General features: G+C 41.3%; 13 protein-coding genes. 11 read left to right on the top strand and 2 right to left on the bottom strand.

Annotated features, from left to right (window positions below):
- Nucleotides 1–60 precede the first annotated feature (60 nt).
- Nucleotides 61–3843, top strand: a complete 3783-nt coding sequence (locus tag ACO05V_RS14380) for a response regulator (RefSeq protein WP_421852770.1) — start codon at nt 61–63, stop codon at nt 3841–3843.
- On the top strand, nt 3843–4766 hold the full coding sequence (locus ACO05V_RS14375) for a GGDEF domain-containing response regulator (RefSeq protein WP_421852767.1): 924 nt from the start codon (nt 3843–3845) through the stop codon (nt 4764–4766). The genes ACO05V_RS14380 and ACO05V_RS14375 overlap by 1 nt, the downstream gene beginning before the upstream one ends.
- A gap of 178 nt (nt 4767–4944) precedes the next feature.
- Here the strand turns inward: ACO05V_RS14375 and ACO05V_RS14370 are convergent, their stop codons facing one another.
- Nucleotides 4945–5892, bottom strand: coding sequence for a ketopantoate reductase family protein (locus ACO05V_RS14370; RefSeq protein WP_421852764.1), 948 nt, complete (start codon nt 5890–5892; stop codon nt 4945–4947).
- A gap of 83 nt (nt 5893–5975) precedes the next feature.
- On the opposite strand from ACO05V_RS14370, the gene ACO05V_RS14365 reads away from it, so the two are divergent.
- The gene (locus ACO05V_RS14365; RefSeq protein ID WP_421852761.1) at nt 5976–6461 is read left to right on the top strand and encodes a YajQ family cyclic di-GMP-binding protein; all 486 of its coding nucleotides are present in this window, start codon (nt 5976–5978) and stop codon (nt 6459–6461) included.
- Between the two features lie 44 nt (nt 6462–6505).
- Here ACO05V_RS14365 and ACO05V_RS14360 read toward each other — a convergent pair whose 3' ends face one another.
- On the bottom strand, nt 6506–6826 hold the full coding sequence (locus ACO05V_RS14360) for an MGMT family protein (RefSeq protein ID WP_421852758.1): 321 nt from the start codon (nt 6824–6826) through the stop codon (nt 6506–6508).
- Nucleotides 6827–6873: 47 nt separating this feature from the next.
- Here ACO05V_RS14360 and ACO05V_RS14355 point away from each other — a divergent pair, with 47 nt between their 5' ends.
- The 8 genes from ACO05V_RS14355 (at nt 6874) to trpA (ending at nt 15516) form a co-directional block, all read left to right on the top strand.
- The gene (locus ACO05V_RS14355; protein WP_421852755.1) at nt 6874–7353 is read left to right on the top strand and encodes an FxsA family protein; all 480 of its coding nucleotides are present in this window, start codon (nt 6874–6876) and stop codon (nt 7351–7353) included.
- A 129-nt stretch (nt 7354–7482) separates the two neighbouring features.
- Complete coding sequence (locus ACO05V_RS14350) at nt 7483–7773, top strand: co-chaperone GroES (RefSeq protein ID WP_012069737.1); 291 nt, start codon at nt 7483–7485, stop codon at nt 7771–7773.
- A 57-nt stretch (nt 7774–7830) separates the two neighbouring features.
- Nucleotides 7831–9474 (top strand): chaperonin GroEL, encoded by a 1644-nt coding sequence (gene groL, locus ACO05V_RS14345; protein ID WP_421852752.1) that lies wholly within the window; start codon nt 7831–7833, stop codon nt 9472–9474.
- Nucleotides 9475–9913: 439 nt separating this feature from the next.
- A complete protein-coding gene (locus tag ACO05V_RS14340; protein ID WP_421852749.1) occupies nt 9914–12091 on the top strand; it encodes a FimV/HubP family polar landmark protein in 2178 nt (725 codons plus the stop codon).
- Nucleotides 12084–12908 carry a tRNA pseudouridine(38-40) synthase TruA gene (gene truA / locus ACO05V_RS14335; RefSeq protein ID WP_421852746.1) on the top strand — a complete coding sequence of 275 codons (825 nt, stop codon included), beginning with the start codon at nt 12084–12086 and terminating at the stop codon, nt 12906–12908. Before ACO05V_RS14340 ends, truA begins: the two co-directional genes overlap by 8 nt.
- Nucleotides 12892–13509 carry a phosphoribosylanthranilate isomerase gene (locus ACO05V_RS14330; RefSeq protein ID WP_421852743.1) on the top strand — a complete coding sequence of 206 codons (618 nt, stop codon included), beginning with the start codon at nt 12892–12894 and terminating at the stop codon, nt 13507–13509. The genes truA and ACO05V_RS14330 overlap by 17 nt, the downstream gene beginning before the upstream one ends.
- Nucleotides 13490–14713 (top strand): tryptophan synthase subunit beta, encoded by a 1224-nt coding sequence (gene trpB / locus ACO05V_RS14325; RefSeq protein WP_421852740.1) that lies wholly within the window; start codon nt 13490–13492, stop codon nt 14711–14713. Before ACO05V_RS14330 ends, trpB begins: the two co-directional genes overlap by 20 nt.
- Complete coding sequence (trpA, locus tag ACO05V_RS14320; protein WP_421852737.1) at nt 14710–15516, top strand: tryptophan synthase subunit alpha; 807 nt, start codon at nt 14710–14712, stop codon at nt 15514–15516. Before trpB ends, trpA begins: the two co-directional genes overlap by 4 nt.
- Nucleotides 15517–15523: the final 7 nt, after the last annotated feature.

Here is a 15523-nt window from a genome sequence, read left to right as displayed (position 1 = left end):
AAATACTTTATAAAATTTTCTAATAGTCTTTTTAAAGACTCGCTAGTCAAGGGGATGTGAATGGTTCAATTAGAGGCTGCTTTAAAAGTAGCCAGGTCTCTTTTAGGAATGCCTTGTGCTGGTTTGCTTTTTAAAGATGGCACGATCATTTTTTCTGGTAAAATAGGCGGTCTTCAGCAAAAAGAGCTTTTACCTCTGCTTTCTTATTTACAGACTCTTCCTTCCTCTCGATATCTTGATTTTAAAATTACCTCGCCTAACCACGCGTTGTTTTCAGATTTGCCTGTCCTTGCTAGTTGCATTATTGAGCCTTTAACCATTAATGGCGCGCGGTTGTTTTTTTTAAGTAATACTCCTTGTTTGATCAATGAAGAACTGCTGACAGAGCATATTGATTCTTTAGTAGGTTTGTTTTCAACGTTAATGGCCTCATCTCAAACGCAGTTATCTTCACTGTCGTATATAGATGGAAAACTTACGTCAATTGGTGATGGGGCGACTGCGCAAACACGTACATTGCAGACGTTAAAAAAATTGCATGAAGTAACGGCCAATTCAGATTTGTCATTAGATGAAAAAATGCAAAAGATTCTAAAAGTTGGAGCGGATCAGTTTTCCTTGCCTATTGGGCTTATCAGCTCAATTGATGGCGACATTTATAAAGTGGAATACAGCCATACGCCAAATGGGGAAGTGCTTCCCGGTGCTAAGTTTGAGTTAGGTAACACCTATTGTGTGCATACTCTTGGCAGTGATTTACCAACTTCTTATTTTCATACTGCCATCAGCGATATTAAAGAGCATCCCTGTTATCAGAACTTTGGCTTAGAAGCCTATATCGGCATTGTTATTAATGTCGCACGTAAACGCTGGGGCACACTTAATTTTTCCAGTCCACACCCTAAAAATCAGCCTTTTAGTGAAGATGATTATGAAGTGATGAAATTGCTTGCCCAGTGGGTTGGTAATGAGATGACTCTTTTCCATGATAGATCTTTACAAGTTCATTATGATAATGAGCTGCGTGAGCAAAAAATACTTTTTGAGTCACTTTTTGATAATGCGCCAGAAGCGATTATTCATGTTGGAGCAAACCGTGAAATCAAGATGCTGAACCCGGCATTTACAGATCTATTTGGTTATAGCCTTGATGACTTAGAAGGAAAAACAACTCAAGTACTCTATGCTGAAGAAAGTGAGTTTATAAGGAGGGGGCAAGCTTATAATTCAGATATGAAAGATGTTTTAAATCGCTATCGTGTTAGCTACAAAAACAAACAGGGCAACGTTTTTCATACGGAAACGATTGGTAGCAAGATTCGAAATGCGGATGGTAGTCTCGGTGGTTATATCGCCCATATTCGTGATGTAACAGAGCGCCTAGAAGCTGAACAGGAAATGATAGATACCAATTTGAGATTGTCTATCGCTGCGGACGCGGCTGGAATTGGTGTTTGGGAGTTTGATCTGCAGGACGAAACTTTACAGTGGGACGATTGGATGTATCGGCTCTATGGTTTTGCTGAAGATGAGCGTATATCGCCTCTTCAGGTCTGGGATGATTGTGTTTATACAGAAGATAAAAATAGACTGGTAGAAGTATTTTCTAGCCTAGAAAAGAGTGGTGCGTTTTTTACATCGAAAGAAGATGCGTCGCATATTTCAGAAGAGTTAGATTTTGATTTTAGGATTAAACGTAAAGATGGGCAAATACGTTATTTGAAATCTAACGCAGCCATAATATTTGATAAAAAAGGCTCAGCATCACACCTGATCGGTGTAAATATGGATATTACTGCTAGAAAAGAAACAGAAGTGCTTTTACGGGAAGCAAGCGATCAAGCGATTGCGGCCAGCAAGGCAAAAAGTGACTTCCTTGCCACAATGAGTCATGAAATTAGAACGCCTTTGAATGGTGTGTTAGGTATGGCTGAATTGCTTTCAGGTACCAAACTGAACCCAGAACAAACCACTCAGTTAGATGTGCTAAAAGAATCTGGTGAAGGGCTGTTAAGCTTGATTAATGATTTACTGGATTTTTCTAAAATAGAAGCCGGACATCTTTCTATTGAGCGTGTAGATTTCAATTTAGAGAAAGCGATTTATGACGTTGTTCGTTTGTTGATGGTGAAAGCGGACGATAAACACATTGATTTATTAGTGGAATATGATGAATCGTGTCCTAGGTTTCTAGTGGGTGATGTTTTTCGAATTAAACAAATATTGACCAATTTGATCAGTAATGCGATCAAATTCACTAGCGTTGGTCACGTATTAGTTTCGCTAAAAGGTATGGTCGACCAACAAGGAATAGTGTCTATCACTATGAGTGTTACTGACACTGGAGTCGGCATAGACGACAAGGTTCAGCCATATTTGTTTAATGCCTTTGTGCAGGCGGATAGTTCAACGACACGTAAGTTTGGCGGAACGGGCTTAGGGCTTGCTATTACGAAGCAGTTGATTAGTTTGATGAATGGCTCGATATCTCTATCGAGTAAGTTAAATGTTGGCTCTACTTTTACTGTGACATTTGCATTGCCAGAGAGCCATGCTATGTCGCATCTCGAAACAGTCGCCGATGAGTGTTTGCTGCTTGGTAAAAAAACCTTAGTCATAGATGATAATGAAACAAATTTAACCATACTAAAAAACCAGCTGAGATCTTGTGATATTTATGCCGATACGGAAATAAGTCCTGTCGATGCTTTGTCACGCATTCAGCAGTCGATAGATAAAGGTGAGCCATATCAGATTATTGTTTCAGATTATCTAATGCCAGAATTAGATGGTTTGATGTTAGCAAAGCTTATTCGAGAAAGTAGTGGATCTCTGTATCAACCTATTATTTTAATGACGTCTTCGGCAGGGCTTTTATCTCAAAATGAATTATCTGCTGCTGGCGTTAATATGTGCATTGTCAAACCCATGAGTGCCTTGGCTTTAAAGAAAGGTCTTGTGGCTGCGCTGTCTTCGAGTTTGTTGGGCCATCAGCTTCCTTATTTAGAAATAAGTGAGGCCGAAGACGCTGAGGTGAGCCATGATGGCGGCGAGAAAAAAGGCCTGATTTTGGTTGTAGAAGATATGAAAGCCAATATGGCAGTGGCACAAGGCATTCTTGCTAGAATGGGTTTTGATGTTATTGGTGCTGAAAATGGTGAAATTGGCATAGAAATGTGGGCGACTTATCAGCCAGACCTAATTTTTATGGACTTACATATGCCTGTTTTGGATGGATTATCAGCAATGCGTCGTATTAGACAAGCTGAAAAAAGTAGGCTTAATGAGCGTGTCCCTATCATTGCGTTGACCGCTGATATTATGTTGGAAACACGGTCGGAAGTATTTCGTGCTGGTGGTGATGGCTTAGTGCCAAAACCTTTTAAGCAGAAGGAGTTTATTAGTATGTTGGATGAGTGGTTGCCAAATAACAAACCATCACAGAATGACGCTTCAGATAAGCATCAATTATCCGCGGGTTCTGTATTTGATATTCAATCAGATATTGTGATTGATGAATCTGTATTGAATGATTTAAAAGCATTGCTGGGAGATGACTTTGTATTATTGATAGAGGCTTTTTTTGCTGACGGAGATAGTATCACGGCTTCATTTGAGCAAATGCTTAACGAGGGAAGTGAGGTGGATTGTGAATCTATTTCTCGGCTTGCTCATAGCTTAAAATCAGTAAGTCAAAATGTCGGTGCAATGACAATGTCTTCAATGGCAGCACAACTTGAACAAGAAAGTCGTCAGGGTGATGTGCCGGAGTTAAATGCCAAACTGCGAGAAATTCTAGCAATGTATCAGGGTGTGAAAAATACCTTGCAGGGTATGCTGTAATGCCGATGAAAGTATTAATTGTTGATGATACCAACACGGATCGTTTGTTACTTAAGCTGCATTTATCAAAGCTAGGTTACAGATCTATTGAAGCCAGTAACGGGCAGGAAGCAATAGATCAATTTTTAGAGCATTCGCAAGATTTGGATCTTATTTTGATGGATGTTCAAATGCCTTATATGAATGGTTTCGATGCGGTTAGGTCGATTCGTAAAATACAAGAACAACAAAAACAAGAATGGTTGCCTGTCATATTTCTCAGCGCAAGTGCCGAAGACGATGATGTTGAGGATGGTATATTAGCGGGCGGTGATGATTATCTTATCAAGCCCATTAGTCAAAAAGTCTTGTCGGCAAAGATGTTGGCTATGCAACGTATTGCCGATATGAGACGCCGACTTGTTGAATCTAATCTTGTTCTTGAAGAGTTGGCGTCAACGGATCATTTAACGGGTGTCGCCAATCGCCGATCTTTTGAATTGATGCTAGACAGAGAGATGTCGTTTACGCGTCGTTATGGCGTGCCTATGGCATGCGCCATGTTTGATCTTGATAAATTCAAAACGGTCAATGACACCTTCGGTCATGATGCGGGCGATGCTGTATTGGTTGAAGTGGTAAATCGTATTAAAGGCATCTTAAGAGAGGGCGATGTCATAGGCCGTTTGGGAGGTGAAGAATTCGGTATTGTTTTGCCTAACATACAGGAGAGCGAAGTGTTGGCTATATTTGAACGATATCGCTTTATCGTTGCTGAACGTCCAGTATTATATGAAGGGGTTGAAATACCGATTACAGCCAGTATTGGTGTGGCTATGTATACAGGTAAATTAGAAGATAAAGCTGCAGTATTAAAGCGCGCAGACGAATCTTTGTATGAAGCGAAAAATACGGGTCGAAATAAAGTGGTCTATTGCTCTTAACGACTGATAGCGTTTTTTGAACGTATGTATTTTGATTTTATGATTAGTGTTGATTCGCAATAAATAATGAGTGGATACTAAGGGATTGCCGAGTAACATATTGTTTTCTGCGGGATGAACCTCTCCCAATTCCAATAACAGCGAAAGCCATAAGAATGTGGCCTTCGCTGTGTTTTTTCTAATGAAGGCTTAGCAGTTTCTTTTTCACCTCTTCACGTTGTTCTGAATGAGCAACGCCATCGAAAAGTAATCGCTGTACTGGCAGTTCAATGGGGCTGTTATCAAGTAAAAAACCTGAAATGAAACTGTTTTCGGTTTGGCGTTGTAATCGAATGTCTTCGTGCATTGAGGAGCGGTTTAAACGAGTCAGCTGGGCAATAGTATGAACTCGGTTCTTTAAGTTTTCTTGAGTAAGGTGTTGGCTTTCTTGAGAATAGCTGAATTTTGGATGGGTAAACACACTTGATAATTCAGAGAGTGTTGCGTCGATTAAGGGCTTAAATTCATCGTTTAGAATGTCACCGTTATGAATGTTGAAAATGGCCGTTATAGGGTTAATGACTGCGTTGACGGCAAGCTTTTCAATCATTCTTTGGTGAATATTCGTTACCGTCATGTTTTCAATGGGGAATTCTTTGGCGGGAGAAGTGACATGCCATTGACCAAAATAGAAATCGCCTAAGCCAGTGTGTTTAATGTGATTTGCTTCTATTTTCAAAACACCTTCACTGGTTGTTCCAGCCCAGAGAGTTTGAGTGTCTAATAAAATACTTTGAAGATCTTCCTGGGCTCCAATGCCATTGCACAGGCAAGCAATATCTGCATCATCAGTTACCTGGTTCGCAATTTGAGAGAAGGCATGTTTTAGATCAAATGATTTTGTGCATAACAGCACTTTATCGTATTGAGCGGTTAATTCTTCTGCTTTGAAACTTTTGATTTTATGCGTAGAGACACTGACTTGCTGTTGCCCTTCTTCGTCAGTAAGAGATTCTAGGGTGATTTTCTTACCTGGACTCTCCGAGCGATACACTAGATGGACTTTATTGCCGAGTTTTTCTAGCTTACAGGCCCAAAAAAGGCCGATAGCGCCAGCACCGATGACTAACCAAGGCGTGTTCTTCATAATAGGTTTCCATTAGGTGTTTTATTTCAATCCCTGTTATTATCGCCCTAAAATACATTATTGGAAATGCAAAGGAGCAGAAAATGCCATCATTTGACGTAGTATCTGAGCTAGATTGGCACGAAGTCACTAACGCCGTCGATCAGGCAAACAGAGAAATTACAACACGTTACGACTTTAAAGGCGTAAAAGCGCACTATGAAATTAAAGATAAAAAAAGTGTCGTCATGGAAGCTGAAGCAGAACCTCAACTTCGTCAGATGTCTGATATTTTAAACCAAAAATTGGTTAGTCGTGGTATTGATTTAAAAAGTTTAGAAAAAGAAGATGTTATCAAAGGGAATATGCGCGCTTCTCAAGCCGTGAAAATGAAAGAAGGTCTTGAAACAGACGAAGCAAAAAAGATCGTGAAAATGATCAAAGATAGCAAAGCGAAAGTTCAAGCACAGATTCAAGGCGATCAACTTCGCGTTACGGGTAAAAAGCGCGATGACCTTCAGCAAGTAATGGCATTGTTGCGCGGTGCTGATTTGGCGCAGCCTGTTCAATTTACCAATTTCAGAGATTAACTCTCATTTGTGGAGCCATTGTTTGTTATAAAGCAGTGGCTTTTTTATTTCTTTATTGAGTTCTCATTTATGGTTAATTTGTTACCCACAATGACCCAACCTTCATTTTCTAACTTTTCTTTTTGTCTTAAATAGCCGTCTGTGTTTTCAGCGAAACTAATGCGGCGCTGAGCATTTATTACTCTATGCCACGGTAGTTTGGTGTCTTTAGGTAGATTTTTCATTAAACTGCCAACTTGTCTCGCATAACCTGGAAAGCCCGCTAGTTTTGCAAGTTCTCCATAAGCAATGCATTCGCCCTTGGGGATTTCACTTAAAATATGAAACACTTGAGATTTAAATCTATCTATCGGTTGATTCGTCACATTTAGCCCTTAAATAAATAACTACATTTAAAACAAAGAAGGTAAATATGAGATTTGCACTTTTGCTTTTCATACTCATTCCCGTTATTGAGCTATCAGTATTAATAAAAGTTGGTAGTCAAATTGGTGCGCTAGCAACGGTTGGTTTGGTTTTCTTGACTGCTATTTTAGGCGTGACTTTAATTCGTAAGCAAGGCTTAGAAACGTCACTTAAGGCACAGGAGAAAATGCGTCGTGGTGAATTGCCTGCTTCCGAAGTTGCTGAAGGTGTTATGTTAATTTTCGCAGGTTTATGTTTGTTAATGCCTGGCTTTGTGACAGATATTATTGGTGGTTTATTATTGGTTCCACCACTACGTAAATTATTTGCAGCAGGGCTTTTGGTGAATTTCGTTGCATCTATGGTGAAAAAGGGGTCTAAATGGGCTCCAAATGGATCTTATGGTGCTCAGTCTCAGGGTGAAACTATTGACGGCGAGTACTCGAAAGAACCTAAAGATGACAATGACTTATTAGATAAAAAATAATTCATTTTCAGGGTTGAAATTGGCTTGTATAGCCGTATATAGAACCTTGTTAAAGATTCCTACTATGTATCGGTAGGGTTATCCAGCCAGGGGAGTCCTGGTATCGTTTTTAATTGGAGAGATTGATCAATGAATATTCGTCCTTTGCACGATCGTGTCGTTGTTCGACGTAAAGAAGAAGAAACAACAACTGCATCTGGTATCGTCCTGCCCGGATCTGCTAAAGAAAAGCCTACTCAAGGTGAGGTTTTGGCTGTTGGCACTGGCCGTATTCAATCAAATGGCGATGTGCAAGCTTTAGCCGTTAAAGTTGGTGATACTGTGTTGTTTGGCCAATACTCCGGTCAAACCGTTAAAATCGAAGGTGATGAGCTACTTATCATGAAGGAAGACGAAATTTACGGCATTGTTGAAGCCTAAGTCTCCTCTCAGCTCTATTACGATTCATAGCATTTACAACAGTTAAGGTATAAGAAAATGGCAGCTAAAGAAGTTAAATTTGGAGATAGCGCTCGTCAGCAAATGCTGAAGGGTGTGAACGTTCTTGCAGATGCAGTGAAAGTAACATTGGGGCCAAAAGGCCGTAACGTTATTATTGAAAAATCTTTCGGTGCGCCGCTTGTTACTAAAGATGGCGTGACAGTAGCGAAAGAAATTGAACTTGAAAACAAGTTCGAAAACATGGGTGCACAAATGGTGAAAGAAGTTGCTTCTCAAGCCAATGATGTTGCTGGTGACGGTACAACAACAGCAACCGTTCTTGCGCAAGCGATTGTTGCTGAAGGTCTTAAAGCCGTTGCTGCGGGTCGCAACCCAATGGATCTGAAGCGTGGTATTGATCAAGCTGCTGCTGCGGTTGTAAAAGAGATCGCTGCGCAATCTACGCCATGTACTGATACTCGCGCTATTGAGCAAGTTGGTACTATTTCTGCTAACTCTGATTCTTCTGTCGGTAAAATTATTGCAGAAGCAATGGAGCGTGTTGGTAAAGAAGGTGTTATCACAGTTGAAGAAGGTTCAGGTTTTGAAGATGAGCTAGCTGTGGTTGAAGGTATGCAGTTTGATCGTGGCTACTTATCTCCTTACTTCATCAATAATCAAGAAACTATGAGTGCGGAACTTGAGAACCCATTCATTCTTCTTGTCGACAAGAAAATCTCTAACATCCGTGATTTGCTACCAGTATTGGAAGGCGTTGCAAAAGCATCTCGTCCATTGTTGATTATTGCCGAAGATGTTGAAGGCGAAGCCTTGGCAACGTTGGTTGTGAACACTATGCGCGGCATCGTAAAAGTTGCCGCTGCTAAAGCGCCAGGCTTTGGTGATCGTCGTAAAGCAATGCTTGAAGATATCGCCGTTCTTTCTGGTGCCACCGTTATTTCTGAAGAAGTAGGCTTGAGTCTAGAAACAGCGACGCTTGAGCAGCTAGGTACAGCAAAACGCGTTACCTTGACAAAAGAAAGCACAACGATTGTTGATGGTGCTGGTAATGCAGCAAATATCACCAGCCGTGTTGAGCAAATTCGTGCTGAAATTGCCAATTCTTCTTCTGACTACGACAAAGAAAAACTTCAAGAGCGTGTGGCTAAATTGGCTGGCGGCGTAGCTGTCATCAAAATCGGCGCTGCAACTGAATTGGCAATGAAAGAGAAGAAAGCGCGTGTAGATGATGCTCTTCATGCAACTCGTGCAGCGGTTGAAGAAGGTGTTGTTGCTGGCGGTGGTGTTGCTCTGGTTCGTGCACTTACTAAAATTGTTGATCTTAAAGGTGATAACGAAGATCAAAGCGTGGGCATCACTCTTGCTCTACGTGCGATGGAAGCGCCAATGCGTCAAATCGTAATCAACGCAGGTGCTGAAGCCTCTGTTGTTGTAGATAAAGTGAAAAAAGGCGAAGGTAACTTTGGTTACAACGCAGCGACTGGTGAATACGGTGATATGTTGGAAATGGGTATCCTAGATCCAGCTAAAGTAACTCGCTCTGCGCTTCAAGCAGCGGCTTCTGTAGCGGGCCTTATGATCACGACTGAAGCAATGATTGCTGATTTGCCGAAAGAAGACGCTGGCATGCCTGATATGGGTGGCATGGGCGGAATGGGTGGCATGGGCGGAATGATGTAAATCACCCCTAAGCTACTTAGCTTAAATAGAAAGCCTCGCTGTTTAGCGGGGCTTTTTTATTGTTGAGATATTTAATCTTATGTCGAATAGCGTATGTGTCTTTAGACCTACCTTATCTGTTACTTTATTGTAGTTAGTAGAATGGATTTAGTTGGATGGGTTTGCTCTAGGAAAGGGATTAGATATTAATTTAAGGTGTTTTTATCAAAAATGATAAGTTTTTCTTATGGCGCTGATAAGTTGACTTGTCCTGAGAAGTGTGAGGATTGAGTTGGTTTTTTTGAGTCATTAAGTGTAAAAAATGCATTGCTTTTGTGTTTTTTATCTTTCTCTTGCGTTAAGTGCAAACCATTGATTCTAAAGCTATTGATAAATGCTCACCTGTGTAAGATACTTGTTAAGATATTTATGTCCATAATTTGTAAATAAAGGGAAGCTTATGCTCAGAAAAACCCTCGTTAGTATTGCTGTGTCAGCCGCATTATATGTGTCTAACAGTTACGCATTGGAACTGGGTGAGTTGACCTCTCAATCAAATTTGGGCGAGCCCTATCGTGGAAAAATTGAACTTTCTGATGTTGGGTCTTTGACGAATGACGATATATTGATTCGTTTGGGCAGTGAAAGTGAATTTCGTCAAGCGGGCTTTGCGCCGACAAGAGTCCTTTCTCAGTTGAAATTTGATGTTGCTCGTGAAAATGGCAATCTTTTTGTAGCTGTATCATCTGATCAACCCTTGCGAGTAGACGAACTGCATTTTGTATTAGCTGCCCGCTGGCCGAGTGGTCAGCTTGTTCGTGAATATCAGACGCCATTAAATCAATCTGCACTGGTTAATAAATCTAAAAAAGAAGCGGTTCAGTCCACTCCGATTAAATCTGTTTCGGCAACATCCAATCAATCTGTTTTCCGTCAAGCGACCATTGCTGCGGAAAAAATGACCGCGAAAGGTCAGATGAATGTCGTAAAAGGAAACACTCTTTGGTCTATCGCTGGTCAAAATCGCCCAACAAATCAACTAACTATCTATCAAACAATGATGGCGATTCAAGCCCTCAATAAAGATGCATTCTATTCAGATAATATTAATCTTTTGAAAGAAGGCTCTATCTTGCGTTTGCCTACGCAGGATCAAATTGCTCTTTTTAATAAATCTATTTCAAAAGAAGAGTTCCAGCGTCAACACGAGGCTTGGATGGCTCTAAAGGGTACCAAAGGTAGTGGTGCTGTAGAACAGGCTCAATTGAATACTCAGGCGAAAGCTAAAGGTGCGGCGAATTCACCTGTTACTGGTGGTGATAAGTTAACTTTGGCGTCTGGACAAAGCCTATTGCCCGAAAACGCAGCCAGTTCAAATGCGGGTAATGATAAAAATGCAGCATTAAACGCTTTGCAGGGTGAATTGTCTGCATCACAGGAAATGCTAGACAAAGAGCAGCGCGAAAAAGGTGAGCTATCAAATCAATTAGATGATTTGAATAAACAGCTAGAAACATTAGAAAAACTGATTAGTTTAAAAGATAAGCAAATGGCTGATCTTCAGCAGCAATTTGCTAGTGCTCAACAAGCACTTCAGGAGCAAAAAAACACTGTTGATCAACTTTTAGAGGCTGATCAGATACGTAGAGAAAAAGAACAGGCTGAAGCAGACTCTCTTGTTAATAAGATATTTGGCAACCCAATTGTTGTATCAATCGGTGCTGTTGTATTGCTATTGCTTGGCTTCTTGATCGGTTTAGTTATGCGTAGAGCCGGGAAAAAACAAGAGGAGCAAGAATCATTAAAAAAGGATGAATTTGATATTTCTCCTGTGGCGGTAGCGGCACCCGTAGCCGCTGTAGCGGCTGCTGAGTATACAATGGATGGTGCTGCAGAGGAGAAAGACGAGTCAGATGATATAGATGAGGAAGATCCGTTTGCTTTTGATTTCGGCATGCAAAAAGAAGAAGACGACGACCTTGACGAGTTTGATGCTTTTGGTGAACAGATAGTATCTGAAGATTTAGAGGAAGAGCCTGAAGTTGAATTTGAAAATGCTTTAGAAGACGATGAAGATGACATGTTCGCGTCTTTTGATGAATCAGGGGATTTACCAGATCCTGTTTTGGATTTGGATGAAGACGACCTTGATGAATTGGAGGAATTTGTTGAAGAAGATATTCCTACCATGACACCAGATTCAGTTGAATCTGATGCCGATGTTGATGATGAAGTTGAAAGCGAAGAAGAGTCTTTTGTTTCTAGTTTGTTAAATGATGCGGATCAAGATGATGTCGATGAGTCGTCTATTTTTAATGGCGCTCCAAATGATTCCTTGGCTAACTCAATAGAAGAAACGTTAGCAGAAGCTCAACAAGAAGACGAGCTTGAAGTGCCTTCATTTGGGGAAGCAGAAGCGGCAGAAGATGAAGAAGGTAGTGACGAAGAAGAAGAGTTTGATTTCTTTGACGCTAGTGGTGATGAAGTTGCCACCAAGCTAGATTTGGCAAGAGCTTATATGGATATGGGTGATGAAGAGGGTGCTCGAGTTATTTTGGATGATGTTCTTGAATCAGGTAATGAGCAGCAAATAGCTGAAGCACAGAATATGATGGAGCGAATGTTCCCAAGTGGCTAAAAAAGTAGTATTAGTTGTTGAATATAATGGTTCTGAGTATAAAGGTTGGCAAGCGCAAAAATTTGGTGTTCCAAGTGTTCAGGAAAATTTAGAAAAAGCATTGGCTGTTATTGCAAATCACCCTGTTAAGGTGGTTTGTGCAGGGCGAACCGATTCAGGCGTCCATGCGAGTGCTCAAGTAGTTCATTTTGAGACAAAGGTGGAGCGTAATGAACGAGCATGGACGATAGGTGTTAATACTTATCTGCCAACGGATATTACAGTGGTTGCTGCTCGTAATGTCACCGATGACTTTCATGCGCGCTTTAGTGCGCTAAGTCGTCGTTATCGATATGTTATTTATTCGTCTGCATTTTGCCCTGCTATATTGGCTAAGGGTGTGACTTGGACCTATAAAACACTTGATGTTGAGGCTATGAAAGAAGCTGCAAAAGTATTTTTGGGCACTCATGATTTCTCTTCTTTTCGTGCGATTGGCTGTCAAGCCAATACGCCTATCCGTACGATTCTAAACTTTGATGTACAGCAGTTGGGGCAATACATTGTCTTGGATGTTAGAGCTAACGCTTTTTTGCATCATATGATCCGAAATTTCGCGGGTGTCTTGATGTCTATTGGCGCGGGTGAGAAACCTGTGTCTTGGGCAAAGCAAACTTTAGAGGCTAAGGATCGTACTAAGGGTGGAATTACGGCGCCGCCAACAGGATTGTATTTTGTTGATGCTCAATATCCTGATGTCTTTAATGTGCCTAAACGACCTTTAGGTCCTCATTTTTTACCTTATGTAGACGAGCCTAGTTATGAATTGCCGAGTTAAAATCTGCGGAATCACAAATTTAGAAGACGCGCTTATGGCGTGTCGACATGGCGCGGATGCCTTGGGGTTTGTTTTTTACGAAAAAAGCCCAAGATATGTTACGCCAGCAGTGGCTAATTCTATCGTGTCTAAGTTGCCACCCTTTGTAACTCCTGTCGCTTTATTTGTAGATGCTGAGGCGTGTCTCATTGGTTCTGTTATACAAGGAAGTTCTCGCTGGATGATTCAGTTTCACGGCGAGGAGTCGGAGTCTGAGTGTGTTTTTTATCAGCGTCCTTATATGAAGGCTTTAAGGATACAGCAAGGAGAGAATGTTGCCGCTCTAGTAGATCAATATCCAAGTGCTGATGCTATGTTGCTGGATGCATATAAAGCCGGCGTTCCCGGTGGAACGGGTGAAGTGTTTGACTGGTCTTTAATACCAGATAGTTTGTCTAAACCGATTGTGCTAGCGGGTGGTCTAACTCCAAGTAATGTCGAGCAAGCGATAAAACAAGTCAAGCCTTACGCTGTAGATGTTAGTGGTGGTGTAGAGTTATCAAAAGGCATTAAGAGTGAGCCTAAGGTTCAAGAGTTTATTAATGGAGCAAAATGTGGATAGCAAAGATATTAATCTAGATTTACCAGACTCTCATGGTCGCTTTGGTCCTTATGGCGGCATTTTTGTTTCTGAGACTCTGATGTCAGCTTTGGAAGACTTGGCTGAAATGTATGAACGTTTGTCTAAAGACAGCGATTTCCAAGCCGCCTTTGATTATGATTTGGCACATTACGTTGGTCGTCCATCGCCGCTATATTTTGCTGAGCGGTTAACGAAAAAAGCAGGTGGTGCGAAGATATATCTGAAACGTGAGGATTTGAATCACACTGGCGCTCATAAAATAAATAATACCATTGGACAGGCTCTGCTTGCTAAGCACATGGGCAAGCCAAACATTATTGCAGAAACAGGAGCTGGCCAACATGGCGTTGCTTCTGCGACAGTTGCTGCTCGATTGGGGTTGAAGTGTAAGGTCTTTATGGGGGCGGAGGATATTCGTCGCCAATCACTTAATGTTTATCGTATGAAGCTCTTAGGTGCTGAAGTGATTTCCGTTGAGTCGGGTACTAAGACATTAAAAGATGCTCTAAATGAAGCGATGCGTTATTGGGTCGGAAATGTAGACGATACTTTTTATATTATCGGGACTGCTGCAGGCCCTCATCCTTATCCTAAATTAGTTCGAGATTTTCAATCTGTTATCGGACGCGAAACTAAGGCGCAGTGTCTGGCTCAAGAAGGGCGTTTGCCCGATGCTTTAGTGGCGTGTGTTGGTGGTGGGTCAAATGCAATTGGCATGTTCCATCCCTTTATAAAAGATGAAGGGGTTGCAATGTATGGTGTTGAGGCTGGCGGTGATGGTATTGAAACTGGCCGTCATGCGGCTCCATTAAGTGCTGGACGTCCTGGTGTGCTTCACGGTAATCGTACTTATGTTATGGCTGACGATGATGGTCAAATTATTGGTACGCATTCTATTTCGGCAGGTTTGGATTATCCGGGTGTTGGGCCTGAACATGCTTGGTTAAAAGATATTGGGCGTGCTAACTACGTGGCTATTAATGATGATGAAGCAATGGATGGTTTCCGTGATTTAACCCGATTGGAAGGAATAATGCCTGCGCTTGAGTCAAGTCATGCTGTTGCTTACGGTATGAAATTAGCGGCGACTATGGAAAAGGATAAGATTGTTGTAATCAATCTTTCTGGTCGTGGCGATAAAGATATTCTTACCGTTGCAGAATTGGATGGGATTGAAGTATGAGTCGCATTAAACAATGTTTTGAGAATTTAAAAAAATCTGGTAAAAAGGCGCTCATTCCGTATATTACCGCAGGCGATCCTAGTCCAGATTATACAGTGACCTTGATGAATGCTCTGGTTGATGCTGGGGCGGATATTATTGAAATTGGTATGCCTTTTTCAGATCCTATGGCAGATGGTCCTGTTATTCAATTGGCCTGTGAACGCAGCTTAGCTGCAGGTACCAGTGTCAAGAAAGTACTGCAGATTATTACAGAATTTAGACAAGGCAATAAGCAAACGCCTGTTGTTTTGATGGGCTATTTGAACCCAATTGAGTTCTTTGGGTATCAAGTTTTTTCAAATGCCGCAAAAGAAGCAGGTGTGGATGGCATTTTATTAGTTGATCTGACTCCTGAAGAGGCAGTAGATGTAGTAGAATGCTTCCGAGAGAACGATTTAGATCTTATTTACTTGCTTTCACCTACGACAACACCGGATCGTGCAAAGAAAATTTGTGATTTAGCATCAGGCTATGTGTACTACGTTTCTGTAAAAGGTGTTACTGGTTCTGCAGAACTGGATGTCGATAGTGTTAAGAAACATGTGGATTCATTGCGTGCAATCACCGCTTTACCAATTGGCGTTGGTTTTGGTATACGAGATGCAAACACCGCAGCGGCAGTGAGCAAATGTGCTGATGGTGTTATTGTTTGTAGTGTATTGGTGAACGCAATTGCTGAAAATAAAGATCGTCAAAAAGAATATATAGCTGACGCTTTAGGAGTTATTTTGTCTCCCATGCGTAATGAAATGGACGCCTAAGCGGCAG

It is taken from the genome of Marinomonas sp., from assembly GCF_965225885.1.
Taxonomy (GTDB): domain Bacteria; phylum Pseudomonadota; class Gammaproteobacteria; order Pseudomonadales; family Marinomonadaceae; genus Marinomonas.
This window is presented reverse-complemented; position numbering and strand designations above follow the sequence as displayed.